This window comes from Actinocorallia sp. B10E7 (assembly GCF_039871655.1).
Classification (GTDB): Bacteria; Actinomycetota; Actinomycetes; order Streptosporangiales; family Streptosporangiaceae; genus Actinocorallia.
Window position 1 is genome coordinate 296,282 of sequence record NZ_JBDPLZ010000002.1, and the last position, 24,485, is coordinate 320,766.

Consider the following 24,485-nt stretch of genomic DNA (forward strand, 5'->3'; position numbering starts at 1 on the left):
CTAAGGTAGAACGTGAAGCAACACCGAGGAGGCCGTCGCCGTGCCGGAAAACCATCAGAATGACATAGCGACGGCCTCCAAACATGGCTGGAAGCGGGTGCTGCTGAAGCTCTCCGGCGAGGCCTTCGCCGGCGGGCAGCCGTTGGGCATCGATCCGGCCGTCGTGCAGCACGTCGCGGAAGCGATCAAGACCGCCGTCGACGACGGCATCCAGGTCTCCGTGGTCTGCGGAGGCGGCAACATGTTCCGCGGCGCGCAGCTGTCCGAGCGCGGCATGGACCGGGCTCGCGGCGACTACATGGGCATGCTCTCCACCGTGGTCAACTGCCTCGCGCTGCAGGACTTCCTGGAGCGCCTGGGCGTCGACACCAGGGTGCAGACGGCCATCCACATGGCTCAGGTGGCCGAGGCCTACATCCCGCGCCGGGCCGTCCGCCATCTGGAGAAGGGCCGCGTCGTGATCTTCGGCGCGGGCCTGGGCCAGCCGTTCTTCTCCACCGACACCTGCGCCGCCCAGCGCGCGCTGGAGATCGGCGCGGACGCGGTCCTCAAGGGCACCCAGGTGGACGGCGTGTACGACGCCGACCCCCGGAAGAACCCGGACGCGGTGCGTTTCGACCATTTGGACTACGGTGAGGTCCTGCGACGCGGTCTGAAGGTCATGGACGCCACCGCCATCAGCCTGTGCATGGACAACGGCCTGCCCATCGTGGTCTTCGACCTCATGGGGTCGGGCAACATCGTGCGGGCGGTGCGGGGCGAGAAGATCGGCACCCTCGTCAGCCCGGCAGAGAACTAGACGGGAGCCAGTGCAGTGATCGATGAGATCCTCCTCGAAGCCGAGGAGAAGATGGAGAAGGCGGTCTCGGTCGCCAAGGAGGACTTCACCGGTATCCGCACCGGCCGGGTCACCCCCGCCATGTTCAACAAGATCATGGTGGAGTACTACGGCGCGATGACCCCGGTGAACCAGCTGGCCTCCTTCCACCTGCCCGAGCCGCGCATGGTGGTCATCCAGCCGTTCGACAAGAGCTCCCTGTCGGCCATCGAGAGGGCGATCCGCAACAGCGACCTCGGGGTGAACCCGGGCAACGACGGCGCGATCATCCGCGTGATCTTCCCCGAGCTGTCGGAGGAGCGCCGCCGGGAGTACATCAAGATCGCGGGCGGCAAGGCCGAGGACGCCAAGATCTCGATCCGCAACATCCGTCGCAAGGCCAACGACAGCCTGGACAAGCTCGTCAAGGACGGCGAAGCCGGCGAGGACGAGGTCCGGCGTGCCGAGAAGGAGCTCGACGAGGCGACGAAGAAGTACGTGGCCTCCATCGACTCGCTGCTCGAGCACAAGAAGGCAGAGCTGCTCGAAGTCTGATGGCCCAATCTACAGAGCCCGCGGCCAGACGCAATCCAGGGCGGAACGTCCCGGTGGCCGTGGGAGTGGGACTGGGACTGGCCTCGCTGGTCCTGGTCTCGCTTTATACGGTACGGCAGTCCTTCATCGTGGTCGTCCTGGTCTTCGGCGGGGTGGCCCTGCGGGAGCTGACCTCGGCCTTCGCCGGCCGGGAGATCAGGGTCCCGATGCTGCCCACGGCGCTCGGCGGGGGCGCGATGCTGCCCGTCGCCTTCTTCTACGGTCCCGGTGGCCTGGTCGTCACCCTGGCGCTGACCGTCCTGGTCCTGCTGATCTGGCGGATGAAGGACGGCGCGGAAGGGTATGTCAGGGACTCCACCGCCGGGGTCTTCACCGTCGTCTACCTGCCGTTCCTGGTGGGTTTCGCGATGCTCCTGCTGCAGCCGGAGAACGGCGCCCACCAGATCGTGACGTTCATCGGCGTCACGGTGGCCAGCGACATCGGCGGTTTCTTCGTCGGCGCCTACCTGGGCAAGCACAAGATCGCCCCGAAGATCAGCCCGAAGAAGACCTGGGAGGGCTTCGCCGGCTCGGCCCTGACCTGCATGGGGGTCGGCGCGGGGCTGATGGTCTGGCTGCTGGATTCCCCGTGGTGGCAGGGCGTGGTGCTGGGAGCCTGCGTGGTCCTGACGGCGACCCTCGGCGACCTCGTCGAATCGATGATCAAGCGGGACCTGGGCATCAAGGACCTCGGCACTCTGCTGCCGGGCCACGGCGGGGTGATGGACCGGCTGGACTCGCTGCTCATCACCGCCCCGGTGGTGTGGATCCTGCTCCAGACGTTCCACTCCTTCGGGTGAGCGAGACTGGAAGCATGTCGTCGGAAGAGATCACACCGCCTCGGCCCGGCCAGCTCGTCTTCGCCGGTCCCCGGCGGGCCAAGCCGCCCCGCCACCTGGCCGACCTGACGGTCGCCGAGCGGCGGGAGGCCGTCGCGGCGCTGGGCGAGAAGCCGTTCCGCGCCGACCAGCTGTCCCGCCACTACTTCGACCGCCTGGTCGACGACCCGGCGGACATGCCGGACCTGTCGAAGGCGCTGCGGGAGAAGCTGGTGCCGGAGCTGCTGCCGCGCCTGCTCAGCCCCGTGCGGGATCTGGCCTGCGACGGCGGGAGGACCCACAAGACGGTCTGGAAGGCCTTCGACGGCGTCCTGTTCGAGTCCGTCCTCATGCGCTACCCCGACCGGGTGACGATGTGCGTCTCCTCCCAGGCCGGATGCGGCATGAACTGCCCGTTCTGCGCCACCGGCCAGGCGGGCCTGACCCGCAACCTGTCGACCGCCGAGATCGTCGAGCAGGTGGCGGCGGGGCAGCGGGCGCTCAACCAGGGCGGGATCGCGGGCGGACCGGGCCGGATCAGCAACATCGTCTTCATGGGCATGGGCGAGCCCCTGGCCAACTACAAGGCGGTGCTGGGCGCGGTGCGGAGGATCACCGACCCGAGCCCGTCGGGGCTGGGCATCTCCCAGCGCGGGGTGACGGTCTCGACGGTGGGGCTGGTGCCGGCGATCGAGAAGCTCACCGCGGAGGACCTCTCGGTGCGTCTCGCGGTCTCCCTGCACGCCCCCGACGACGAGCTGCGCGACACCCTCGTGCCGATCAACACCCGCTGGAAGGTCCGCGAGGTGCTGGACGCGGCCTGGGGGTACGCCCGCAGGACCGGCCGCAGGGTCTCCATCGAGTACGCGCTGATCAAGGACGTCAACGACCAGGCCTGGCGGGCCGATCTGCTGGGAAGGCTCTTGAAAGGCAAGCTCGTTCACGTCAATCTGATCCCGTTGAATCCCACTCCGGGGTCGAAGTGGACGGCTTCGCGGCCTGAGGACGAGCGTGAGTTCGTCCGCAGGCTGGAGTCGCACGGGGTCGCGGTGACCGTCCGGGACACCCGGGGGAGGGAGATCGACGGCGCCTGCGGCCAGTTGGCCGCCGCCGTGCAGACCTGACGTCCAGCCCCTAGGAGGCTCCCCGGTGGCACGGTTCCCCCGCGTGCTGCGCGGCTACTTCGCGATCGAGGTCGACGCCCTGCTGCTGCGGATCGAGGCCACGCTGGGCCGGAGCGACGCGCCGGTGCCCCCGATCACCGCGGAGGAGCTGCGGGCGACGAAGCTGAGCGTCGTGCTGCGGGGGTATGACCCGCGCGCGGTGGACGGCGCCCTGCTGGAGTACGCCAGGGAGCTGGAGCAGCTGGAGCGGGGGGAGGACGATCCCTACGTCGAGACGGTCGCGGGTCAGGTCCCCTGGCTGATCAGATGGATCGAGGAGGCGGAGTTCTCGACCACCCGGCTGCGTCCGGGCTACCGGGAGAAGGACGTCGACGACTTCCTGGACCGGGTGGTCGCGGGCCTGCGCGGTCTGGCCCCCGCCGTCTTCGGCCAGGACATCCGGGAGTGCCTGTTCGGTTCGTCGTTCCTCGGGGCCGGCTACGACGAGGTCGAGGTCGACCGGTTCCTGGACGAGCTGGCAGCCGCTCTCGACCACCTCCAGCGGGCCGGGAAGGTGTCCGGTTAGGCTGGTCGACCATGGCCGACTGCGTCTTCTGCGAGATCGTCTCCGGGCGTTCCGCCGCCCATCTGGTGCTGGACGAGCCGGAGGCGGTGGCCTTCCTCGACGTCCGGCCGCTGATCAAGGGCCATGTGCTGCTGGTGCCCAGGGAGCACCACGAGACGCTGACGGATGTGCCGCCGGAGGAGCTCGGCCCGCTGTTCACGCTGGCGCAGCGGCTGGCGGGCGCGGTGCAGCGGGCCATGGAGGCCGGCGGGACGTTCGTGGCGATGAACAACAAGATCAGCCAGAGCGTGCCGCACCTGCACGTCCACGTCGTGCCGCGGGACCGGGGGGACGGACTGAAGGGCTTCTTCTGGCCCCGCCACAAGTACGACTCGGCCGAGGAGATGGCCGGGTACGCCGAGCGGATCAAAGCCGCCCTCTGAGGGCCTCAGCGCGTCCCCCACGAGTACGTCTGCTTCTTGAGCTTCAGGTAGACGAAGCTCTCGGTGCTGATGACGGTGGGGACGGACCGGATCCGGCCGAGGACTCCCAGGAGCTGCTCGTCGGTCTCGGCGACCAGCTCGACCAGCAGGTCGAAGGAGCCGGCCGTGATCACCACGTAGTCGATCTCCGGCATGGCGGCCAGTTCGTCGGCCACCTTCTCCAGGTCCCCGTGGCACTTGATCCCGATCATCGTCTGCCGGGAGAATCCCAGCATCATCGGGTCGGTGACCCCGACGATCTGCATGACCCCCGTGTCCAGCAGCCGCTGCACCCGCTGGCGCACGGCGGCCTCCGACAGTCCGACCGCCTTGCCGATCGCCGCGTAGGAGCGTCTGCCGTCCTCCTGCAGCTGCTCGATGATGCGCTTGGAGGTCTCATCCAGGTGGACGCGGCGCGCTGGCTCGTTCATGGACGAACATCTTTCCGGTTCGGCGTGGGTAGGGAAGGCCGCAGAGCGTCGCGGGCATCCCCATTGAACCGTTCCTCGCTGCGGCATCGGCTTCTGGGTCTGCCCTTTTGCAAGCGATTTCGTTGAGAAACTTGAACGTAACAACGGAATCCCTTGTTATGCGAGGTTATGCTCTGCGAAAGTCAGGTCGACAAGGACACACTGCGGAGGTCGAAGATGACCGGCAAGGCACCCCTGCGCAACTTCGTGAACGGTGAGTACGTCGAGGCCAAGGACGGCCGGGTCTCGGATGTGATCGACCCCAGCACCGGCGAGGTCTACGCGCAGGCTCCGGTGTCGGGGGCGGCGGACGTCGACGACGCCTACGCCGCGGCCGCCGCGGCCTTCGAGGGGTGGCGGGACGCCACGCCCAAGGACCGGAGCCTGGCCCTGCTGAAGTTCGCCGACGCGATCGAGGCACGGGGCGAGGAGCTCGTCGCGGCCGAGTGCAGGAACACCGGCAAGCCCGTCCAGCTCACCATGGAGGAGGAGCTCCCTCCCATGGTCGACAACATCCGCTTCTTCGCCGGGGCCGCCCGCATCCTGGAGGGCCGGGCGACCGGGGAGTACCTGGCCGATCACACCTCTTCCATCCGGCGCGAGCCGATCGGGGTCTGCGCCCAGGTCACGCCGTGGAACTACCCGATGATGATGGCCGTGTGGAAGTTCGCTCCGGCGCTGGCGGCGGGCAACACCGTGGTGCTGAAGCCGTCGGACACCACCCCGGTCACCACGCTGATGCTGGCGGAGATCGCGGCCGAGTTCCTGCCTCCGGGCGTGTTCAACGTCGTCACCGGAGACCGGGACACCGGCCGTGCGCTGGTGGAGCACCCCGTCCCGCAGATGGTCTCGATCACCGGTTCGGTACGGGCCGGCAAGGAGATCGCGGCCTCGGCGGCCCGCGACCTGAAGAAGGTGCACCTCGAGCTGGGCGGCAAGGCCCCGGTCGTGGTGTTCGACGACGCCGACATCGCCTCGGCCGCCGAGGGCATCGCGGGAGCCGGCCTGTTCAACGCCGGCCAGGACTGCACCGCGGCCACCCGGGTGCTGGTGCACGAGCGCATCGCGGAGGACTTCACCGCCGCGCTGGCGGAGGCGGCCGCCGCACTGAAGACCGCGGGCCCGGACGACCCCGACGCCTACTACGGCCCGGTCAACAACGCGAGCCAGCTCGCCAGGGTCCAGGGCTTCCTGGACCGGGTGCCCGACCACGCCACGGTCGAGACGGGCGGCTCGCGGGTGGGGGACCGGGGCTACTTCTTCGCCCCGACCGTCATCTCGGGCGTGCGCCAGGACGACGAGCACGTCCAGGAGGAGATCTTCGGCCCGGTCATGACCGTCCAGCCGTTCTCCGACGAGGACCTCGCCGTGCGCTGGGCCAACGGAGTGAAGTACGGTCTTTCGGCCTCGGTGTGGACGAAGGACCACGGCAGGGCGATGCGGATGACCAGGCGGCTGGACTTCGGAGCGGTCTGGGTCAACACCCACATACCCTTCGTGTCCGAGATGCCGCATGGCGGCTTCAAGCACTCCGGTTACGGAAAAGATCTTTCTATGTACGGTTTCGAGGACTACACCCGCATCAAGCACGTCATGCACTACCTGGGCACCTGACGCCCGCAGCTTCATCGGCCCGGCGGACGACGACCCCGACCGCCCCCGCCGGGCTCCGCACAACCCCCGAAGGATCGACTCAATGACGGAGACCCCCGCCATCGAACTCTCCGGCGTCGTGAAGGAGTTCACGTCGCACGGAGAGGTCGTCCAAGCCGTCAAGGGCATCGACCTGAGGATCGGGGAGGGAGAGTTCTTCTCGCTCCTGGGCCCCTCAGGGTGCGGCAAGACCACGACCATGCGCATGATCGCGGGATTCGACGAACCCACTTCGGGCGAGGTCCTCCTGCACGGGCAGAACGTCGTGGGCGTACCGCCGAACAGGCGGGACGTGAACATGGTGTTCCAGTCCTACGCCCTGTTCCCGCACATGAGCGTCGAGGAGAACGTCGCCTTCGGGCTCCGGCGCAGGAAGAAGGCGGACAAGAAGGAGATCACCCGCCGGGTCGGCGAGATGCTGGAGATCGTCGGCCTGACCGGGCGGGAGAAGCGCAGGCCCGCGGAGCTGTCCGGCGGCCAGCAGCAGCGGGTGGCACTGGCCCGCGCGCTGGTCAACGACCCCCGGGCCCTGCTGCTGGACGAGCCGCTGGCGGCGCTCGACCTCAAGCTCCGCCAGAGCATGCAGGTCGAGCTCAAGCGCATCCAGCGCGAGGTCGGCATCACCTTCGTGTTCGTCACGCACGACCAGGGCGAGGCCCTCACCATGTCGGACCGGATCGCCGTCATGAACGACGGGCGGGTGGAGCAGCTCGGCTCCCCGCGGGAGATCTATGAGCGGCCCGGCACCAAGTTCGTCGCGGGGTTCATCGGAACCTCCAACCTCCTGTCCGGCGAGGTCACCGGACGGTCCGGGGACAACGCGGTCATCTCCCTCGGCGACGAGGAGCGGATCGTGGTGCCGACCGGGGCCGCCGCCGGGCGGGAGGTGGAGCTGACCATCCGGCCGGAGAAGATCGACCTGGGTGTCGAGCAGCCTCCGGGGGAGGGCAGCCGGCTCCGCGGCACGGTCACCGAGGTCATCTACCTGGGGACCGCCACCAACTACAACGTCCGCACCTCCACGGGTGCGGACGTCGTGGTCTTCGTCCAGAACGCCAACAACGCCAATGACGTAGCCGTACGGGGGGACAGCGTCTGGCTGTCGTGGGAACCGCGGCACTCCTACGCGATCGGAGCCTGACCCATGAACGAACAGCGCAACCCCCTCCTCCAGCGCGGGCTCACGCACCGCCGCGACTTCCTGCGCCTGATGGGCATCGGCGGCCTCGGGCTGGCCGCCGCCGCGTGCGGCGTCAGCGGCCAGGGCGGGAAGCAGAACGTCACGAAGTCCGAGGTCGAGAAGTTCTGGGCGGGCAAGGCCAAGAACGGGAAGCTGAACTGGGCGAACTGGGTCGGCTACATCGAGGACGACCGGGCCACCCTGAAGAACTTCACCAAGGCCACCGGCATCGAGGTGACCTACAAGGAGGTCATCAACGAGAACGCCGAGTGGTTCGGCAAGATCAACGAGCCGCTGCGCGCCGGGCAGTCCATCGGCTTCGACCTCATGGTGATGACCAACGGCATCCAGCTGGAGCAGTGCCGCCAGCTGGGCTACCTGGCCCCGCTGGACCACTCCAGGCTGCCGAACTTCGCCGCGAACGCCGGCGCGGCGTTCAAGAACCCGAGCTACGACCCGGACAACACCTTCACCGTCCCCTTCATGTCGGGCATCACCGGGATCGCCTACAACACCAAGTACGTGAAGGAGCCGATCACCAAGTGGTCGGATCTGCTCAACCCCAAGTACAAGGGGAAGATCGGCATGATGGCCGACTCCCAGGAGCTGGGCAATGTCGGCATGTTCCTGACCGGCGCCGACCCGGAGAAGTCGACCCCCGCGGACTGGGAGAAGGCCGCGGCCAAGCTGCGCGAGCAGCGCCCGCTGCTGCGCAAGTACTACAACCAGGACTACATCGAGGCCGTCACCAAGGGCGACGTGTGGCTGACGATGGCCTGGTCCGGTGACGCCTACAGCCTGGCCGGACCCGAGGTGAAGTTCGTGATCCCCGAAGAGGGCGGCACGCTCTGGACCGACAACCTGTGCGTCCCCAAGACCGCCGAGAACCCGGTGGACGCGCTGGAGCTGATCAACTACCTGTACGACCCGCAGGTCAACGCGCCGCTGACGGAGTTCATCACCTACATCACGCCGGTCCCCGGCACCAAGGACCTCATCCAGAAGAAGGCGGACGCGGCCGAAGGCGAGGCCAAGGAGGAACTCGAGTCGTTCCTGACCAGCCCGCTGGTGTACCCCAGTGAGCAGGACCTGGCCAAGCTGCGCCGCTACCGCACCCTCTCCCAGGAGGAGAAGGAGCAGTACCAGCAGATCTTCACCCCGATCCCGCAGGGCTCCTAGTGCGCAGGAGGCTCACCCCCTATCTGATGGTCCTGCCCGGCGGGTTGTGGCTGCTGGCGTTCTTCGCCGTCCCGCTGGTGATGATGTTGTCGTTCTCCCTGATGACCGGCAACATCATCGACGGGTTCCAGCAGACGTTCCACTGGCAGAACTACACCGAAGGGCTGGAGCGCTACGGCGACAAGTTCGTCCGTTCGCTCTGGTACGGCTTCCTGGCGACCTGCGCGTGCATCGTGCTGGCCTACCCGGCGTCCTACTGGATCGCGTTCAAGGCGGGAAGCCGCAAGTCGGCGTACCTGCTCCTGCTGCTGCTCCCGTTCTTCGTGTCGTTCATCCTGCGGACGGTGTCCTGGAAGTTCGTGCTCGCCGACAACGGGATCGTGCTGGGCACCCTCAAGGACTGGGGGCTGCTGCCGGGGGACTTCCACGTCCTGGGCACCACGTTCGCGGTGATCGCCGGGCTGACGTACAACTTCCTGCCGTTCATGGCGCTGCCGATCTACGTGGCGCTGGAGCGCATCGACCCCCGGGTCGTCGAGGCGGCCCGGGACCTGTACGCCTCACGCGCGCAGACGTTCCTGCGGGTGGTGCTGCCGCTGTCGCTGCCGGGGGTGTTCGCGGGAGTGATCATGACGTTCATCCCGATCTCCGGCGACTACGTCAACGCCGACGTCCTGGGCGGGCCCGACAACGTGATGATCGGGAACGTCATCCAGACCGAGTACTTCAACAACAGCGACTACCCGACGGCCTCGGCGCTGTCGTTCACGCTGATGGCGATCCTGCTCGTCGGCATCTTCCTCTACGCCAGGCTCCTGGGCACCGAGGACGTGCTCGAGGCGGCGAAGCGATGAGGGGGGCGATGAAGGGGCGCGGTCTCCAGGTCTACACCTGGATCCTCATCGGCTGGCTGGTCCTGCCGATCGCGGTGATGATCCTCTTCGGCTTCAACGACACCACCAGCAAGCAGAACTTCGTCTGGGAGGGCTTCACGCTCAAGTGGTACGCCCGCCTGTTCGAGAAGGAGGACCTCACCCAGGCGCTGGTCAACTCGCTGCTCATCGCGGTGCTGAGCACCGTCGTCACGACGGTGCTGGGCACCCTGGTGGGCCTGGCCCTGGGCCGCCACAGGTTCAGGGGCAAGGGCCTGTCCAACCTCGTGCTGTTCGCGGCCATCTCCTCGCCCGAGCTGGTGATGGGCGCGTCGCTGCTGTCGATGTTCGTCACCCTGAACATCCCCCGCGGCATCGGGACGGTCGTGGCGGCGCACGTGATGTTCTCCATCGCGTTCGTCGCGGTGACGGTCCGGGCCCGGGCGGTGGGCATCGACCCGGCCCTGGAGGAGGCGGCGGCCGACCTGGGCGCCTCGGGCTGGGAGACCTTCCGGCTGGTCACCCTGCCGATGATCATGCCGGGGGTGCTCTCCGGCGCCCTGCTGGCCTTCGCCCTGTCCATCGACGACTTCATCATCACCAACTTCACCAGCGGGACCACCGTGACGTTCCCGCTGTGGGTGTGGAGTTCCACCAGAACCGGCACCCCTCCCCAGGTCAACGTGATGGGCACGTTGATCTTCGCCATAGGCGTCCTGATCGCGATCGTCAACGTGGTCGGCGCACGCCGCAGGAAGACCTGACACGTGGCCCTAGTCCCGGTCGGGGAAGGATCCGTGGCCATCGTGGCACGGACCCCGGCCGGGGCCCAGGGGACACAGAAGAAGGGAATGTGAACGCGCTCAAGGCTCTCGCGGAAGCGGAGCCGACACCGTTCTGGCTGCAGGATCCGGCTCGTCCAGAGCCCTACCCCTCGCTGGTGGAGACGACCACCTGCGACCTGGCCGTCATCGGGGGCGGCTACACCGGTCTGTGGACCGCGCTGATGGCCAAGGAAAGAGACCCGGCACTGGATGTGGTGCTGGTCGACGCGGACCTCGTGGGTGAGGCGGCCTCCGGCCGCAACGGCGGCTTCTGCGCCGCCTCCCTCACCCACGGTCTGTGGAACGGAATGGAACGCTGGCCGCACCAGATCAAGACGCTGGAGCGGATCGGCAAGGAGAACCTGGCGGAGATCGCCTCCGCCGTCGCCCGGTACGGGATCGACTGCGAGTTCGAGTTCACCGGCGAGCTGAAGGTCGCGACCGAGCGGTGGCAGCTGCCCGAACTGGAGCGGGAGGCGAGGCACGGTACCGCGCTGGGCCACGACATGCGGCTGCTCGACCACGACGCGATGTGCGCGGAAGTGGAGTCGCCCACCTATCTGGGCGGGCTGTGGGACGTGGACGGAGCCGCCATGCTCCACCCGGCCAAGCTCGCCTGGGGGCTGCGCGACGCCTGTGCCGCGCTGGGCGTCAGGATCTATGAGCGGACGCCCGTCACGCTCATGGAAGGCGAAGGCGGGGGGATCCTCCTGCGGACGCCTTACGGCCGTATCAGGGCGCGCAAGGTCGCTTTGGGCACGGGAGCCTTCCCGCCCCTTCTCAAGCGGCTGAAGCACTACCTGGTGCCCGTCTACGACTACGCCCTCATGACCGAACCCCTGTCGCGGTCCCAGCTGGACTCCCTGGGGTGGCGCAACAGGCAGGGGCTGTCGGACGCGGCCAACCAGTTCCACTACTACCGGCTGACGTCCGACAACCGCATCCTGTGGGGCGGCTACGACGCGATCTACCACTTCCGCAACGGGGTCCGCTCGGAGCTGGAGTCCCGTCCGGAGACGTTCGCGCGCCTGTCCGCCCACTTCTTCAAGACCTATCCGCAACTTGAAGGGGTGAACTTCACCCACAGCTGGGGCGGGGTCATCGACACCTGCAGCAGGTTCTGCGCCTTCTACGGCAAGGCGATGGGCGGCAGGCTCGCCTACGCCGTCGGCTACACCGGGCTGGGCGTGGGCGCCACCCGGTTCGGCGCCGAGGTCATGCTCGACCACCTGGACGTGGGGCCCGCGACGGACGAGCGGGCCGAACGGCTGGGGCTGGCGATGGTGACGGACAAGCCGCTGCCGTTCCCGCCCGAGCCGTTCAGGTTCGGGGCGATCCAGCTGACCCGCTGGTCCATCGCCCGGGCGGACGCCAATCAGGGAAGGCGCAACCTGTGGCTGCGCACCCTCGACCGGTTCGGGCTGGGGTTCGACAGCTGAGCGGCGGACGGCGCCGGGCGGAGAGCCCGCCCGGCGCCGTCCGGTCAGGTGGCGAACAGCAGGGTCAGGCCGCCGACGGTGTAGAAGACCATCAGCAGCAGCAGCGGGAGCTGGCCGGTGAGGGCCCGGCGCTTGGGCAGCAGCTCGACCGCCCGGTCGTGGGCGGCGAACACGCCGAGCACGTGCCCGATGACCACGGCCCCGGCCCGGATGACGGCCTGGGTGGTGTCGCTGAGCATCTCGTAGTCGATCACCCAGTCGCGGGTGCCGAGATGGTCGGCCTGGGTGACGAACGGGTCGGTCCACAGCTTCAGCGCCTGCTGCCCGCCGAAGAACAGCAGGGTGAAGTAGTGCGCGATCAGGTAGCCGACCGCGATGGGGATCAGCGACGGGGCCAGTGCGCCGGGGGCCCCGGGGCCGATCGGGCGGGTGCACAGCCGGTAGGTGAGCGCCACCAGCGCCACCAGCGCGGCCAGCCCCAGGGTGCCCGTCAGGGTGCGGGGGAGCGGCCCCGACTGCACCTGGGCCGCCCACCAGGGGGAACGGGAGAACCCGTCGTAGGCGGTGGAGCCGAGCATCACGCAGACGACCGCGACCAGGCCGGGAGCCGCCTGGAGCCCGGCCAGCCCGTCGAACGGGTTGCGCAGCACCAGCCGGCCGTCGGAACGGCGGCCCAGCGGCGCCAGCCGGCCGATGAGCGCCGAGTAGACCTCGAACGGGTCGCCCCTGTCGAAGAAACGCGCGCCGAAGACCAGCGAGCCGACGATCATGACGACCGCGTAGACCGCGAACCAGGTGAGCAGCGCCCAGCCCTCCTCGCGGTCGGGCGGGATGAGCTCCAGCCAGGTGAAGGCGAACAGGCCGACGGCGGCCGGCCAGTAGCCAAGCCAGGGCGGAAGCTCGGCGAGCGGCTTTCCCCCGCTGAGCAGCGACAGGCCCGCGTGCACGGCCCGCAGCGGGTTCAGCAGCCTCCAGACCGGCCCGAACAGCAGCGACAACGGCACCAGGCCGACCCACAGGAGGACGTAGACCGTCCAGGGCGCGGGGTTGGCCGCGCCGTCCGCGCCGAACAGGGCGGCGGCGACGGTCAGGACGGCTCCGGCGACGCCGACGGCCCGCAGGACGAACCGGGTGGCCTTCGCGTCGGCGAAGGACTGCAGCCCGGCGGGGACGGGCCGTCCCTTCTCGCCGTCGAAGCGGGAGTCGCGCCACAACACGCCCACCGCCATGAAGGAGACCAGGACGGCCAGCGCCGCCCCGGCCAGCAGGAACATCAGGGGGATCGGCAGGTCCTGGCGGCCGCCGATCCCGTGGGCGAGGAGCATCAGGAGACCTCGAGGTTGAACAGCAGCAGCCCGGAGTCGTGGGTCTCCACCTCGAACCGGCCGCTGGAGTCGGCGGTGAACTCCACCACCGCGGTCTCGCCCGGCTTCAGGGCAGCGGTCTTCTCGTAGCCGTGGACGTGCAGCTCGTCGGCCTCGTCGCTGGTGACCTCGATGCGGACCTTGTCGCCCTTGGCGACCTTGTGGGTCGACGGCCGGGGCGCGACCTTGCTTCCGTTGATGTCCACCTTGACCAGCGTCCCGTCGAAGGCGGGCTCGCCGGCAGCCGCGGACTCCGTCCCCTCGGCGGCGGCCGAAACCGAGGCCGAGGCGGTCGGCTCGGTCTTCTCCTCCGCGTCGCCGCCGCAGCCGGCGGCGAACAGGAGGGACAGCGCGAGAACGGGGGCGAGGGCTCGAACGCGGGACACGGGGGACTCCTGAGCTCGGGGGAGGCTGACCTGGGCCAGTCTAGGGATCCCTCCGAACCCACCGGATACCGCCGGAGGTCATGCCGGTGCGGGCAGAAGGGACTCCAGACGCGCCGCGAGCTCCAACGCGTCCGGCCGGTCCGCGGGTTCCGCCAGGCAACCGCGGATCACGTCCGCCGGGCCGGGGGAGAGTGACGGGGACAGGACGGGAGGGGTGCTCAGCACCGTCCGCAGGGTGAGGATCGCGTCGTCCGTCGGCAGGTCCCCGTACAGGCCGCGGCCGCTCAGCGCCCAGTGCAGAGTGGCGCCCAGGGACCACACGTCCGCCGCGGGCGAGGGGTCCTCGCCGCGCAGCAGCCCGGGGTCGGTGAACTCCACCGAGCTGATCCGCCCCATCCCGGTGACCTGGACGCCCGGGGTCAGCACCTGCGACAGGCCCAGGTCGGAGAGCTTGGCGCCCCGCCCGGTGAGCAGCACGTTGCCGGGCTTGACGTCCCGGTGGACGATCCCCGCCTCGTGCAGCGCGTGCGCCGCCCGCGCCGCGCCCGCCACCGCCCGCACGCGTTCGGCGGCCCCCACCGGCCGGGACGGCATGGCGAGCGACCCGTCCGGCAGGTACTCCATCGAGTAGTAGAAGACCCCTCCCTGCTGCCCGGCGTCGTACAAGGTGACCAGGTGGGGCGACCGGACGACGGCGAAGGCCTTCAGCTCGCGGGTGGCGCGGCGGAAGGCGTCCTCGCCGGTGCCGCCCACCACCTTCACCGCCACCAGGTCCGCCTCGACCGGGAGCCGCGGAGGCCTCCTGGCCAGGAAGAACTCGCCATGGTTGCCCTGGCCCAGCGACCGTAGGAACTCGTAGTCGGCAATGCCCTGCATCACGGGTCTCCTGACCGGAACGGGATCGTTTTCAAGGCTGCGGGAGCGAAGGGGCGGGGGAGGGCGGGGAGCCGGGCGCACCGATCACCTCGTCGGGCGCGGCGGCGGCGACGAGACCGGCCAGCTCCCCCTCGACGTCGGCGCTGAACCGGCTGATCACCTGGACGGACAGGGGGCCGTCCGCCACCGAGGCGGCGGCCGACTTCAGCACGGACATGGTCTCGGCCATCTCCGCCAGCTCGGACGACAGGCCGAGGCCCACCTCCAGCCGTTCGGCCGGGTAGGGGCGCAGATGGGCCAGCACCAGTTCGGCGTCCTGTCGTCCCGCGGCCCGTGCCGCGCCTTCGGCGGCCAGTTCCGCGGCCCGCGACAGGTCGGAGACGACCACCATGATCCGGTGGGCGGGGCGCCCGCCGGGATCGAGCCGCCCGACCTCCGCCGACTCGGCGGCGACCCGGCTCCGGGGATGGGTCCAGCTGAGCAGCGGACCGGTCATCGCGGTGGTGAGCAGCGCCATGAGCACCATCAGCGAGTACAGCTCGGTGTCCAGGACGCCCTTCTCCAGCCCGACGCTGAGAATGACGATCTCGGTCAGGCCCCGGGTGTTGAGGAGCACGGCGAGCCCGGCGCTCTCCCGGTTCGGCACGCCCAGCAGGCGGGCCGTCACGTAGGCTCCGGCGAGCTTGCCGAAGACCGCGACGAACAGGATCGCGGCGAGGGTGCCGAGGCTGGAGACCCGGAGCGCGCCGAGGTCGACGTCGAACCCGGAGACGACGAAGAACATCGGCAGCAGCAGGACGGCCAACTGCTCCAGCCGCGCCAGGATCTCGTGGTTCAGCCGTTCGGCGGCGCCTCCCCGGGGCATGACCGCGCCGAACAGGAACGCGCCGAAGATGAAGTGGACGTGCAGCCACTCCGTCGCCCAGGCCGATGAGGACGACCGCCAGCAGGTCGGGGGTGAGCCGTCCGGCCTTCTCGTAGGCGGGCACCAGCCGCCGCAGCGCGGGCCGCACCCCCAGGAGCATCACCAGCGCGAAGGGCACCGCGAGCGCGGTCTTCCACTGGCCCTCGCCGGACCCGGCCAGGGCGACCACGGCGGCCAGCGCCGTCCAGGCCAGCACGTCGATCACCGCGGCGCAGGCGAGCGCCAGCCCGCCCAGCCGGGTGCGGTGCATGTTCCGGTCGGTGAGGACGCGCGCCAGCACGGGGAACGCCGTCGCCGACATCGCCGCGCCGAGGAACAGCACGAACGCGAGCCTGTCCCCGCCGTCCACGTGGTCGTCGGCGATGGCCACGGCGAGGAGCGCGCCGAGCCCGAACGGCAGCAGCGTCGAGCCGAGGGACACCCCGGCCGCCACCCTGCCCCTGCCCCGGACCAGCCGCTGGTCCAGCTCCAGCCCGACGACGAACATGAACAGCACCAGCCCGACGTCCGCCAGGGTCTTCAGCGGCGCCTGGATGCCGGACGGGAACAGGTCCTCGCCGATCAGGCCGCCCAGCAGCGAAGGGCCGAGCAGGATGTCGGCCGCGATCTCCCCGACGACCGGCGGCTGGCCGATCAGCCGCGCCCCCGCCCCCAGCAGCCGGGCCAGGGCGAGGATCACCACCAGGTCCAGCAGCAGCAGATCGATCCGGAGCATCAGCTTTTCCGGTGGGACTCGTAGCGGAAGGTCCGGACGCCGCCCACCCGCACCAGGCTCCCCGGCCGCAGGGTGACCGTCTCGCCCTGCCGGAGCCTGCGCTCGGGCAGGTCGGGCTCCTGCACGAAGGTGCCGTTGACCGAGCCGAGGTCGGTGAGCCGGACGTCCCACTGGTCCAGGAGCACCTTCACATGGCGCCGGGACACCGAGCCCTCGGGGTCGGTCAGCAGGATCGGCCGCGCCGTGCCGTCCCGCACCTCGGCGGCGGGCTCGGGGCTGCGCCCCACCACGTAGTCGGTGTCGAGCCGGAAGGTGGCCCCGTCGTCGAGCAGCAGCACGCCCAGCGGCGGCCGCGGCGCCTGCCGGGGGATCAGGCTCATCTGCACCATCGCGATTCCGCAGACCCCGCAGTACTGGACGCGCGGGTCGTTGAAGTGCCCGTTCTTGCAGTCGGCCCCCCACACCAGCGGGCGGGAGCCGGGCGCCGGGGCGGGCGGTCCGGGAGGCGGGGAGGGGTGCTGTTCGGAGGGCAGGAGCAGCACCGACTCGAAGGGCTGGTCCCGGTAGTCCTCGACCAGGGTGATGCCGGCGACCCGCACCGGCCCGGACGGTCCGCGCCCGGCGGGGCCGGTGGGCCCCTCGGCCTCGGGGGCCCCGGCAGTGGGGCCTTCGATCTCGGTGATGCCGGCCGGGGCGGGGGCGCCGATCAGGCACAGCAGCCCGCCTCCGGGGACGACGCCGCCGTCGAGCCGCCAGCGGGTGTCGCCGGCGGAGGCTCCGGGAAGCCGCAGTTCGATCTGGTCGACCCGGCCGCCGACCAGCCGGTCGGTCCAGGTGAGCGCGTCCCGGCCGTCCAGCCGGACCTCTCCGGCGGGTCCGGTGATCCGGGCGGTCGCGCCGCCGCTGACCAGGACGGCGACCCCGCCCCCGGTCGGCCCCGCCACGGCGCAGGAGTGCAGGTCGGACAGGGTGGCGGACAGGACCCGGGCCACCCGGTGGGCGAGGTCGCGCCCGCCTCCGCCGGCCTCGGCGACCTCGGTGAACGCCTGGAGCAGCCGTTCGGTGTCGGACGCGGTGCCCGTGCAGGCCATCAGCAGCCCGTTGCGGCTCGCCACGATCCCCTCGCCGCGCAGCGGCCTGACGGACGGCGTCATATGAGCCGTCCGCCGCGGAAGCGCCAGCGGATGAACGGGACCCGCATCGGCCCGTTGGAGACCAGCCAGACGGCCAGCCACACGGCGGTGAAGTGCGTCCAGAAGGCGGTGGCCGAGGGGGTGGCGGGCAGGCCGGGCACCAGGTCCGCCTTGAGCAGCACGAACAGCAGGACGCCCTCGTTGGCGAGGTTGAGCAGAGCGAACAGGGAGGGCCAGTCCTTCTCCCACCGGAACTGCATGAGGAGGTGGTAGAGCAGTTCCCACCCGATTCCGAGGACGGCGGCGGACGCCAGCACGATCAGGACCGTGGTGAGGACGTCGCCGAGCGGGGTCCCGGCGGGCACGCCCGGCAGGACCGGGGCGATCAGGAGGGTGACGGCCAGGCCGACGGTGGCGAGCAGGAAGAGCCGGGTCTGGATCCGGCCGAGGAGTGTGGGGACCATCTGTCAGACCCCCTTGTTGCGGGCCCACCTGAGCCACTGGGAGGTGGAGCGGATCGGGCCGAGCCTCTTGCAGAACCCGCGCCGGGCGAGGTCGTCGGCGATCTCCTGGGCCGCGATCTGCAGCCCGAGGAAGGTGTCGACGCCGGGAAAGTAGCCGCCGAGGGTGGCGGTGCCCGAGGCGTAGAGGGCGCCGTCGCCGCTGGCGGTCCCCTTCACCTCGAAGTGCCGTTCGACCTCCAGCCGGTTCACCGGGTTGCGGTGGGCGCCGGAGTGCCTCAGCAGGTCGTCGAGCACGCGGTGCTCGGAGATGTCGGCCTCCAGGCCGGTGCAGTCGATGATGAAGTCCGACAGGAACTGCTGGTTCCGTCCGTTCTCGCTGCGCAGGTGGGAGACCAGCCGGCCGTCCGGGCCCGGCTCGACCTTGTCGACCACGCCCTGCATGTTGTGGTACCAGCCCTCCTTGCGGCCCTTCTTCATCTGCGCCTGCCAGCGGCGGCGTCTGGGGGTGTTGGTGCCGCCCATCTGCTTGTACTTGGCGGCGCGCTCGGCGCCCTCCAGCTTGCGCATCTCGGCCTTGAGCTGTCCGCCCCACACCGACTTGGGGTAGTTGAAGCCCTGGTAGGCCCAGCCGTCGCCGCCCTTGCGGCGGCTCCACGGGTGCGGGCCGTGCGGGCCGGTCACGAAGGTGCGGAAGGTGTGGATGATCTGGGTCTGCAGGCCGTGCTTCTCGCGGTCGTCCATCAGCCGCTGCAGGATCCGCGACGCGACGATGCCGCCGCCGCGCACCATCACGGTGCCGGGCTGCGTCTTCAGGAACTCGTACACGTGCTCGTGCGGCTCGTAGGCGTTGACCACGTGGTGGTAGTCCTGGTGCTTCTCGCGGAACTCCTGCAGGTCGGGCAGGAACTTCAGTCCCGGGTAGCCGACGGCCAGGTGCACGAACCGGGAGCGGAAGGCGACGCGACGGGTCGGGGTGGCGCCGGGCGGGGGAGTGAGGACGGTGAAGTAGCCGCCGTCCGTCCTCCTGCGCACCATGCGGACGTTGCCCTTGGCGACCATCGAGAAGTAGTCGATGCGTCTGGCCTCGCGTTCGAGGTTCGTGAAGACGGTGCCCGCGCGCGGTGTCCAGTAGTCGTTGAAGACGGGTTCGGTGACGACGTTGAAGAGGTGTCCGAGGGACTTCTCCTTCCACGCCTCCTCCAGCGCGTAGGACGGGAACCCCCAGATGTTGTCCGGGCGGGAGCTGGAGTCGGAGCGGATGCGTTCGGCCCTGGGGATCTGCGAACAGCGGGTCAGGTACTCGTAGGTCTGCCAGGGGTGGTCGAGGTTGGTCAGGACGCGGATCTGCGAGGTGGGGACTCCGTAGATGCGCAGGTAGTCCACTGTCACGAAGGAGCCGATTCCGCCCCCTACGGTGACGAAAGGGACGTCCACGACCGGGATGCCCGAGGCGGCGACCATCCGGTCCGTCCACTGCGGGCTGTGCAGGAGTTCCTGGGAGAGATCACCGTGGGTGGGAGGTATGGTCACGTCGCCCCGTTCCCTGTGCGCTGGTGAGGTGCCGTCGAACCTTTGGACGCAGCGACTATGGGGTCGGTTGTGTCCCGGCGAACAGGGGCGGTTGTCCCAGAGGCCGTCCCCTCGGGCCCGGGGGTCAGTCGTCGACGCCCTCGGAGGAGAAGAGGGCGGAGGAGACCTCGTAGTAGAGCTGTTCCGGGTAGGGCATGAAGGTGACGGTCCTGAAGGCCTGGTCGTCTCCGGCGCTCTCCATGATGAACGTGCCGTAGTCCAGGATCTCGCCCATCACCGTGCGCTCCATCCTGATGTCGGTGACCTTGCCGCGCGGGATCATGCCGACGCGGCGGGCGATCAGGCCCCGGATGTACATCAGGCGGAGGTCGGTGACGATGAAGAACTCCACCAGCCAGGTGAGCAGCTTCCACAGCAGCCGGCCGACCAGGGCGAGCCAGGCGATCCAGATGACGACGACGGCCGCGCCGCCGCCGAGCCAGCCGGTGAGCGCGCCGGCGGCGACGAGCCCGCCGAGCACTTCGCAGAAGTAGCGCAGCAGCACGGCGGGGTGGCGCCGCACCGCGATGACGTTGCCCTCGTTCTCCATGAGGTACTTGCGGAACACGCGGGCCCTGGCCCGATCCCGTACGACCATCACCTGGTTGAAGCGCACGGTTTCAGCATCGCACACGCAGGAGTTCGAACCGTCGGTCCGTCTGACGGCCAGTCCTGGCCGGGTCGGCTCCCGCGGGCGGTCCGGGGCGCACAGGCGGGATCCCCGCGGAGGGTGGATGTTCACGTGCACGGACTCCGCGGCGGCCGGGGATTTTATCGCGAGAGGATCGTCACTGTCAGGCGGTTGGGCTACCTGTACACCGGACGTTGACTTCCGCTGACGGGTTTGTTGAGTTTTGGCTAGGTTGACCTGCCATGCGCCTGACGTGCAACATGAGCTTTCTGAAAGCCGTGTGACGGCTATTACAGGATTGCGCAGGTTGTCATGGCTCTGCCCACGTCCCGGACACGTAGCATCCGGGCCAGGATCGCCCTCCTCCTCGTGGTTCCGCTGCTCTCGCTCGTCGGGCTCTGGGGCTTCGCGCTGAGCCTCACCCTCCCCGACGCCCAGAGCAAGTTCAAGATCGACACCGCGTACGAGAGCGTCGGCCTGCCCTCCGCCTCCCTGATGGGGGCCCTGCAGTACGAGCGGAAGCTGAGCGTCTTCCACGTCGCGGGCGAGCAGGGCACCGAGGGCCAGATCCACCAGCAGCTCGTCGGGTTGCGGGGCCAGGTCGACCAGTTCCTGAAGACCTATCGCGAGAAGGCGCTCACCGACGAGGTGCGCGACGCGGTCGGCGCCGACACCGCCAAGCTCATCGACACCTTCAGCACCCAGTTGGACGGGCTGGCCGCGCTCCGCGAGGACGTCGACGGCAAGCTGGTCAACCCCGCCACGGCGACCGCCTCCTACACCGAGGTCATCAACGCGGGACTCAACGTCTTCGGTTCACTGCTGATCGCCGACGACGTCGACCTCTACCGCAAGAGCAACTCGCTCATCTCCTACAACTGGGCCCGCGAGTTCGTCATGCGGGAGGACCTCCTGGTCGGCTCCGCCCTCGTCGGCGACCGCCGCTTGACCAAGATGCAGGCCCAGGAGTTCGGAATCCTGATGGCGGGCCACCGGCAGATGACGGCGATGGCCCAGGAGAACCTGGGCGAGAAGATGGCCGCCCTCATGCGGGAGATCTTCAACTCCCCGCACTACGCGGCCTTCAGCCAGCTGGAGGGCGCGGTCGCGCAGGCCGGCGCGAGCCCCTCGGGGCGGCTGCCCGCCGCGGTCGCCAAGGACTGGTCCGTCACCGTCGAACAGCTCCTCACGTTGTGGACCGACAACGTGAACAAGGCCGGCGTGGTCATCAAGGACGACTCCAAGGAGGTCGGGGACGCGGTCATCCAGCGGCTGACCATGGCCGCCGGCGCCGGTCTGCTGGCGGTCGTCGTCTCCGTCGTGCTCACCTTGATGCTCGTCCGCAGCCTCGCCAAGGAGATCGCGCAGCTGCAGAACGCGGCGTGGGAGCTGGCCGAACGGCGGCTCCCCTGGGTCGTCGGCCGGCTGCGGCGCGGTGAGAACGTCGACGTGGCCCAGGAGGTGCCGCCGCTGGACGTCGGCGCCAAGACCACCGAGGTCGCCAGGGTGGCCGACGCCTTCAACCGGGTGCAGAACACCGCCATGCAGACCGCGGTCGGCGAGGCGCACCTGCGCAAGGGCATCAGCAGGGTCTTCCTCAACCTGGCCTGGCGCAGCCAGTCGCTGCTGCACCGGCAGCTGCGCATGCTGGACGCGCTGGAGCGCAAGGCGGCCGATCCCGAAACCCTCAACGACCTGTTCCAGCTCGACCACCTCACCACCCGCATGCGGCGGCACGCCGAGGGCCTCATCATCCTTTCGGGCGCCGCACCCGGCCGCTCCTGGAGCAAGCCGGTGCACATGTCGGACGTGCTGCGCGGCGCGGTCGCCGAGGTCGAGGACTACACCCGGGTCGAGGTGGTGGCCAACTCCCCGGTGGCGCTGACCGGCGCCGCCGTCACCGACGTCATCCACCTGCTGGCCGAGCTCATCGAGAACGGCACCGCCTACTCTCCGCCGCCCACCGAGGTGCTGGTGCACGGCGAGGTGGTGGGCAACGGGTTCGCCGTCGAGATCGTCGACCGCGGTGTCGGCCTCACCCCGGCGGAGTTCGCCGAGCTCAACGAGCGCCTGGCCAGGGCCCCCGAGTTCGACCTGGCGGACACCGACCGGCTCGGCCTGTTCGTGGTCTCGCGCCTGGCCGCCCGGCACGGCATCAAGGTGACCCTGCAGCCGTCGGCCTACGGAGGCGTCAGCGCGGTCGTGGTGATGCCGCACTCGCTGATCGTCCCGGAGTCGGCGATCCACGACGAGCAGCCCTCGATCGAGGCGCGCGGCCCGTCGTCGACGCCGATGGAGTCCGGTACCGGACCCATGCCGCAGCCGCCCGCCTCCATCGCCGCGCCCGCCTCCAGTTCCCCCTCCACGCCCGTCGCCGCCCACACGCCCGCGGGCCAGGCCTCGTCCGTCATCCCGCCGAGCGAGGAGGGCGGGCTGCCCCGCCGGGTCAGGCAGAACAGCCTGGCTCCGCAGCTGCGCAGCGACCCCCTCTCGGCGCCCGCCGGCCCCGAGCCCTTCGAACCCGAGGACCGGGCCCCCGAAGACAGCCGTGACCTCTTCAGCTCGCTGCAGGCCGGATGGCAGCGAGCCCGGAACGAGAACGATGAGGACGGATACGGATCATGACCAATACCCGTGCGGCCACCGAGCTGAGCTGGCTGTTGGACGACCTGGTGACCCGGGTCGGCGAGGTGCGCAAGGCCGTCGTCCTGTCCCGGGACGGACTGGTGATGGGGGTCTCCCAGGGGGTGAGCCGGGAGGAGGGCGACCATCTGGCGGCCCTCGCCTCCGGGCTGCACAGTCTGGCGGGCGGGACCCGCGCCCACTTCGGCGCGGGCGAGGTCAGGCAGACGATCGTCGAGCTGGACACCGGCCTGTTCTTCGTGGCCGCGGCGGGGAGCGGAAGCTGCCTGGCGGTGCTGAGCGAAGCGGGAGCCAACGCGGGCCTCGTCGCCTACGAGATGTCGATGCTGGTCAAGCGGGTGCGCCGCTTGCTGTCGGCGGCGCCCAGGCAGCCGGGAGCCGGCGATGGCGCGTTTTGACGAACGCTGGGTCGACGACGAGGCGGGGCCGATCGTCCGGTCCTACGCTGTGGTCCGGGGCCGCACCCAGCCCCGGGGCGTCTCGCTCGACCTGGTGACCCTGCTGTGCGCGACCGGACGGGAGCCGCCGCACGACATGCGGCTGTCCCGTGAGGAGTCCCACATGCTGGCCCTGTGCTGGCAGCCCGCGGCGGTCGCGGACCTGGCCTCGGACCTCGACCTGCCGCTGGGCGTGGTGAAGGTGCTCGCCGGCGAGCTGTGCCACCGGGGCCTGCTGGAGGTCCACAGGCCCGGCCGCCGCATGGTGCAGGCGGACCAGGCTCTGCTTCAGCGGGTCCTGGAGGACCTCAAGGCTCTCTAGGCGCGCCGCGAGACGACGTACCGGGCCAGCGCCGCCAGCTCGGCGCTGCCGGGTCCGCCCGTCTCCTCGATGAGCGCCAGCGCCGCCGCCAACTCCCGTTCCGCCAGTTCCTCGGTGTACTCCCGCCCGCCCGCCCGTTCGATCAGCAGCGCCGCCCGCCGCGCCTCGTGCTCGTCCTCGGGCCGCGCCTCGAGCAGTCGCGCCAGCTCCTCGTTCCCCGACCGCAGCGCCGCGACGACGGGGAGGCTCTTCTTCCCCTGCCTCAGGTCGCCGTAGACGGCCTTACCCGTCGCCGAGGGATCCCCCCAGATCCCCAGCAGGTCGTCGACGGCCTGGAATGCCAGCCCCAGATGCCGGCCCATCCGGTCCATCCGGTCGGCGCCCTCGCGGTCGCCGCCGCCCAGCAGCCATCCGATCGAGGCCGCGCACCCGAGCAGCGACGCGGTCTTGCCGACGGCCATCTCGCGGTACTCCTCCACGGTGACCGCCTCGGGACCGCTCCAAGGCCGGCCCTCGAAAGCGGTGTCGGCCGCCTGTCCGTTGACGAGCTCCACCAGCACGGACGTCAGCCGGAGCACCGCGTCCGCGTTCCCGGTCTTGGCGAGGGTGTCCAGGGCCAGGGCCAGCAGCCCGTCTCCGGTCAGGACCGCCGCTCCGACCCCGTAGGCCTTCCACGCCGTCGCCCGGTGCCTGCGCAGCTCGTCGCCGTCCATGATGTCGTCGTGCACCAGGGAGAAGGCGTGGACGAACTCCACGGCGGCCGCGCCCAGTGCGGCGTCCTCGGCGCGCCCGCCGGCGGCGGCCGCCGCCAGCCCGGCCAGCGCGGGCCGGACGCCCTTGCCCCCGGTGCCCGTCCGGGGGCTGCCGCCGGCTGTCAGCCAGCCGAGGGCGAATCCGGAGATCAGCCGGGGAACGGGGTGCAGCCGCTCCACCGCTTCCTGCATGGCCGGACGCATCCACCGCCTCGTCTCGTCCAGCGTCCCCGTGACCTTGTCCGGCGGGGTGAGCGCACCGGGCGTCATTC

26 protein-coding genes are annotated in these 24,485 nt (G+C 70.0%); 16 read left to right on the forward strand and 10 right to left on the reverse strand.

What is annotated here, in order from left to right:
• The first annotated feature begins 64 nt into the window (after nucleotides 1-64).
• The 6 genes from pyrH to ABGB12_RS06435 are packed head-to-tail and all read left to right on the forward strand — an operon-like array spanning nucleotide 65 to nucleotide 4,340.
• Nucleotides 65-799, forward strand: coding sequence for a UMP kinase (gene pyrH / locus ABGB12_RS06410; RefSeq protein WP_347676073.1), 735 nt, complete (start codon nucleotides 65-67; stop codon nucleotides 797-799).
• A 15-nt stretch (nucleotides 800-814) separates the two neighbouring features.
• On the forward strand, nucleotides 815-1,372 hold the full coding sequence (frr, locus tag ABGB12_RS06415; protein WP_347675329.1) for a ribosome recycling factor: 558 nt from the start codon (nucleotides 815-817) through the stop codon (nucleotides 1,370-1,372).
• 53 nt (nucleotides 1,373-1,425) lie between these two features.
• The gene (locus ABGB12_RS06420; protein ID WP_347675330.1) at nucleotides 1,426-2,211 is read left to right on the forward strand and encodes a phosphatidate cytidylyltransferase; all 786 of its coding nucleotides are present in this window, start codon (nucleotides 1,426-1,428) and stop codon (nucleotides 2,209-2,211) included.
• A gap of 14 nt (nucleotides 2,212-2,225) precedes the next feature.
• On the forward strand, nucleotides 2,226-3,353 hold the full coding sequence (rlmN, locus tag ABGB12_RS06425; RefSeq protein WP_347675331.1) for a 23S rRNA (adenine(2503)-C(2))-methyltransferase RlmN: 1,128 nt from the start codon (nucleotides 2,226-2,228) through the stop codon (nucleotides 3,351-3,353).
• A gap of 25 nt (nucleotides 3,354-3,378) precedes the next feature.
• Nucleotides 3,379-3,918: a DivIVA domain-containing protein gene (locus ABGB12_RS06430; protein WP_347675332.1), complete on the forward strand. Its 540-nt coding sequence runs from the start codon at nucleotides 3,379-3,381 to the stop codon at nucleotides 3,916-3,918.
• A gap of 11 nt (nucleotides 3,919-3,929) precedes the next feature.
• Complete coding sequence (locus ABGB12_RS06435; RefSeq protein WP_347675333.1) at nucleotides 3,930-4,340, forward strand: HIT family protein; 411 nt, start codon at nucleotides 3,930-3,932, stop codon at nucleotides 4,338-4,340.
• A 5-nt stretch (nucleotides 4,341-4,345) separates the two neighbouring features.
• On the opposite strand, the gene ABGB12_RS06440 is transcribed toward ABGB12_RS06435, so the two are convergent.
• Nucleotides 4,346-4,810, reverse strand: a complete 465-nt coding sequence (locus tag ABGB12_RS06440; RefSeq protein WP_347675334.1) for an Lrp/AsnC family transcriptional regulator — start codon at nucleotides 4,808-4,810, stop codon at nucleotides 4,346-4,348.
• A 216-nt stretch (nucleotides 4,811-5,026) separates the two neighbouring features.
• Between ABGB12_RS06440 and ABGB12_RS06445 the strand changes: the two genes are divergently transcribed.
• The 6 genes from ABGB12_RS06445 to ABGB12_RS06470 all read left to right on the forward strand — a co-directional run bounded on the left by ABGB12_RS06445 (nucleotide 5,027) and on the right by ABGB12_RS06470 (nucleotide 11,996).
• Nucleotides 5,027-6,463: a gamma-aminobutyraldehyde dehydrogenase gene (locus ABGB12_RS06445; protein ID WP_347675335.1), complete on the forward strand. Its 1,437-nt coding sequence runs from the start codon at nucleotides 5,027-5,029 to the stop codon at nucleotides 6,461-6,463.
• An 82-nt stretch (nucleotides 6,464-6,545) separates the two neighbouring features.
• Nucleotides 6,546-7,643, forward strand: coding sequence for an ABC transporter ATP-binding protein (locus ABGB12_RS06450; RefSeq protein ID WP_347675336.1), 1,098 nt, complete (start codon nucleotides 6,546-6,548; stop codon nucleotides 7,641-7,643).
• Between the two features lie 3 nt (nucleotides 7,644-7,646).
• Complete coding sequence (locus ABGB12_RS06455) at nucleotides 7,647-8,861, forward strand: spermidine/putrescine ABC transporter substrate-binding protein (RefSeq protein ID WP_347675337.1); 1,215 nt, start codon at nucleotides 7,647-7,649, stop codon at nucleotides 8,859-8,861.
• 26 nt (nucleotides 8,862-8,887) lie between these two features.
• The gene (locus ABGB12_RS06460) at nucleotides 8,888-9,715 is read left to right on the forward strand and encodes an ABC transporter permease (RefSeq protein ID WP_347676075.1); all 828 of its coding nucleotides are present in this window, start codon (nucleotides 8,888-8,890) and stop codon (nucleotides 9,713-9,715) included.
• A gap of 8 nt (nucleotides 9,716-9,723) precedes the next feature.
• Nucleotides 9,724-10,497: an ABC transporter permease gene (locus ABGB12_RS06465; protein WP_347675338.1), complete on the forward strand. Its 774-nt coding sequence runs from the start codon at nucleotides 9,724-9,726 to the stop codon at nucleotides 10,495-10,497.
• 89 nt (nucleotides 10,498-10,586) lie between these two features.
• Nucleotides 10,587-11,996 (forward strand): FAD-dependent oxidoreductase, encoded by a 1,410-nt coding sequence (locus ABGB12_RS06470; protein WP_347675339.1) that lies wholly within the window; start codon nucleotides 10,587-10,589, stop codon nucleotides 11,994-11,996.
• Nucleotides 11,997-12,040: 44 nt separating this feature from the next.
• Here ABGB12_RS06470 and ABGB12_RS06475 read toward each other — a convergent pair whose 3' ends face one another.
• The 4 genes from ABGB12_RS06475 to ABGB12_RS06490 all read right to left on the reverse strand — a co-directional run bounded on the left by ABGB12_RS06475 (nucleotide 12,041) and on the right by ABGB12_RS06490 (nucleotide 15,532).
• Entirely contained in the window at nucleotides 12,041-13,321 is a 1,281-nt protein-coding gene (locus ABGB12_RS06475) for a hypothetical protein (protein ID WP_347675340.1), read from the reverse strand.
• Complete coding sequence (locus tag ABGB12_RS06480; RefSeq protein WP_347675341.1) at nucleotides 13,321-13,746, reverse strand: hypothetical protein; 426 nt, start codon at nucleotides 13,744-13,746, stop codon at nucleotides 13,321-13,323. The genes ABGB12_RS06475 and ABGB12_RS06480 overlap by 1 nt, the downstream gene beginning before the upstream one ends.
• A gap of 78 nt (nucleotides 13,747-13,824) precedes the next feature.
• Nucleotides 13,825-14,622 (reverse strand): serine/threonine-protein kinase, encoded by a 798-nt coding sequence (locus ABGB12_RS06485; RefSeq protein ID WP_347675342.1) that lies wholly within the window; start codon nucleotides 14,620-14,622, stop codon nucleotides 13,825-13,827.
• Between the two features lie 31 nt (nucleotides 14,623-14,653).
• Entirely contained in the window at nucleotides 14,654-15,532 is an 879-nt protein-coding gene (locus tag ABGB12_RS06490; RefSeq protein ID WP_347676077.1) for a cation:proton antiporter, read from the reverse strand.
• On the opposite strand from ABGB12_RS06490, the gene ABGB12_RS06495 reads away from it, so the two are divergent.
• Nucleotides 15,516-16,286 carry a hypothetical protein gene (locus ABGB12_RS06495; protein ID WP_347675343.1) on the forward strand — a complete coding sequence of 257 codons (771 nt, stop codon included), beginning with the start codon at nucleotides 15,516-15,518 and terminating at the stop codon, nucleotides 16,284-16,286. The two genes, ABGB12_RS06490 and ABGB12_RS06495, sit on opposite strands and share 17 nt — an antisense overlap.
• Here the strand turns inward: ABGB12_RS06495 and ABGB12_RS06500 are convergent.
• From ABGB12_RS06500 to ABGB12_RS06515, 4 genes are all read right to left on the reverse strand, one after another.
• Entirely contained in the window at nucleotides 16,262-17,416 is a 1,155-nt protein-coding gene (locus ABGB12_RS06500; protein ID WP_347675344.1) for an FHA domain-containing protein, read from the reverse strand. The genes ABGB12_RS06495 and ABGB12_RS06500 overlap by 25 nt on opposite strands.
• Nucleotides 17,413-17,859, reverse strand: coding sequence for a hypothetical protein (locus ABGB12_RS06505; RefSeq protein ID WP_347675345.1), 447 nt, complete (start codon nucleotides 17,857-17,859; stop codon nucleotides 17,413-17,415). Before ABGB12_RS06505 ends, ABGB12_RS06500 begins: the two co-directional genes overlap by 4 nt.
• Nucleotides 17,860-17,862: 3 nt before the next feature.
• The gene (locus ABGB12_RS06510) at nucleotides 17,863-19,389 is read right to left on the reverse strand and encodes a hypothetical protein (RefSeq protein WP_347675346.1); all 1,527 of its coding nucleotides are present in this window, start codon (nucleotides 19,387-19,389) and stop codon (nucleotides 17,863-17,865) included.
• A gap of 124 nt (nucleotides 19,390-19,513) precedes the next feature.
• On the reverse strand, nucleotides 19,514-20,044 hold the full coding sequence (locus tag ABGB12_RS06515; RefSeq protein WP_347675347.1) for a PH domain-containing protein: 531 nt from the start codon (nucleotides 20,042-20,044) through the stop codon (nucleotides 19,514-19,516).
• A gap of 327 nt (nucleotides 20,045-20,371) precedes the next feature.
• On the opposite strand from ABGB12_RS06515, the gene ABGB12_RS06520 reads away from it, so the two are divergent.
• From ABGB12_RS06520 to ABGB12_RS06530, 3 genes are read left to right on the forward strand one after another with little or no spacing between them, the layout of a single operon-like run.
• A complete protein-coding gene (locus ABGB12_RS06520; protein ID WP_347675348.1) occupies nucleotides 20,372-22,684 on the forward strand; it encodes a nitrate- and nitrite sensing domain-containing protein in 2,313 nt (770 codons plus the stop codon).
• Nucleotides 22,681-23,100, forward strand: coding sequence for a roadblock/LC7 domain-containing protein (locus tag ABGB12_RS06525; protein WP_347675349.1), 420 nt, complete (start codon nucleotides 22,681-22,683; stop codon nucleotides 23,098-23,100). Before ABGB12_RS06520 ends, ABGB12_RS06525 begins: the two co-directional genes overlap by 4 nt.
• Nucleotides 23,087-23,461 carry a DUF742 domain-containing protein gene (locus ABGB12_RS06530; protein WP_347675350.1) on the forward strand — a complete coding sequence of 125 codons (375 nt, stop codon included), beginning with the start codon at nucleotides 23,087-23,089 and terminating at the stop codon, nucleotides 23,459-23,461. Before ABGB12_RS06525 ends, ABGB12_RS06530 begins: the two co-directional genes overlap by 14 nt.
• On the opposite strand, the gene ABGB12_RS06535 is transcribed toward ABGB12_RS06530, so the two are convergent.
• Nucleotides 23,458-24,483: a polyprenyl synthetase family protein gene (locus tag ABGB12_RS06535; RefSeq protein ID WP_347675351.1), complete on the reverse strand. Its 1,026-nt coding sequence runs from the start codon at nucleotides 24,481-24,483 to the stop codon at nucleotides 23,458-23,460. The two genes, ABGB12_RS06530 and ABGB12_RS06535, sit on opposite strands and share 4 nt — an antisense overlap.
• Nucleotides 24,484-24,485: the final 2 nt, after the last annotated feature.

What these genes read in the sequence shown, in the direction of transcription:
- ABGB12_RS06455 (WP_347675337.1), top strand. Translation starts at nt 7,647, where the DNA reads ATGAACGAACAGCGCAACCCCCTCCTCCAGCGCGGGCTCACGCACCGC.
- ABGB12_RS06520 (WP_347675348.1), top strand. Translation starts at nt 20,372, where the DNA reads ATGGCTCTGCCCACGTCCCGGACACGTAGCATCCGGGCCAGGATCGCC.
- ABGB12_RS06450 (WP_347675336.1), top strand. Translation starts at nt 6,546, where the DNA reads ATGACGGAGACCCCCGCCATCGAACTCTCCGGCGTCGTGAAGGAGTTC.
- ABGB12_RS06475 (WP_347675340.1), bottom strand. Translation starts at nt 13,321, where the DNA reads ATGCTCCTCGCCCACGGGATCGGCGGCCGCCAGGACCTGCCGATCCCC.
- ABGB12_RS06440 (WP_347675334.1), bottom strand. Translation starts at nt 4,810, where the DNA reads ATGAACGAGCCAGCGCGCCGCGTCCACCTGGATGAGACCTCCAAGCGC.
- ABGB12_RS06485 (WP_347675342.1), bottom strand. Translation starts at nt 14,622, where the DNA reads ATGCAGGGCATTGCCGACTACGAGTTCCTACGGTCGCTGGGCCAGGGC.
- ABGB12_RS06505 (WP_347675345.1), bottom strand. Translation starts at nt 17,859, where the DNA reads ATGGTCCCCACACTCCTCGGCCGGATCCAGACCCGGCTCTTCCTGCTC.
- ABGB12_RS06445 (WP_347675335.1), top strand. Translation starts at nt 5,027, where the DNA reads ATGACCGGCAAGGCACCCCTGCGCAACTTCGTGAACGGTGAGTACGTC.
- ABGB12_RS06525 (WP_347675349.1), top strand. Translation starts at nt 22,681, where the DNA reads ATGACCAATACCCGTGCGGCCACCGAGCTGAGCTGGCTGTTGGACGAC.
- rlmN (WP_347675331.1), top strand. Translation starts at nt 2,226, where the DNA reads ATGTCGTCGGAAGAGATCACACCGCCTCGGCCCGGCCAGCTCGTCTTC.
- ABGB12_RS06495 (WP_347675343.1), top strand. Translation starts at nt 15,516, where the DNA reads ATGAAGTGGACGTGCAGCCACTCCGTCGCCCAGGCCGATGAGGACGAC.
- ABGB12_RS06530 (WP_347675350.1), top strand. Translation starts at nt 23,087, where the DNA reads ATGGCGCGTTTTGACGAACGCTGGGTCGACGACGAGGCGGGGCCGATC.
- ABGB12_RS06465 (WP_347675338.1), top strand. Translation starts at nt 9,724, where the DNA reads ATGAAGGGGCGCGGTCTCCAGGTCTACACCTGGATCCTCATCGGCTGG.
- ABGB12_RS06500 (WP_347675344.1), bottom strand. Translation starts at nt 17,416, where the DNA reads ATGACGCCGTCCGTCAGGCCGCTGCGCGGCGAGGGGATCGTGGCGAGC.
- ABGB12_RS06460 (WP_347676075.1), top strand. Translation starts at nt 8,888, where the DNA reads ATGGTCCTGCCCGGCGGGTTGTGGCTGCTGGCGTTCTTCGCCGTCCCG.
- ABGB12_RS06535 (WP_347675351.1), bottom strand. Translation starts at nt 24,483, where the DNA reads ATGACGCCCGGTGCGCTCACCCCGCCGGACAAGGTCACGGGGACGCTG.
- ABGB12_RS06435 (WP_347675333.1), top strand. Translation starts at nt 3,930, where the DNA reads ATGGCCGACTGCGTCTTCTGCGAGATCGTCTCCGGGCGTTCCGCCGCC.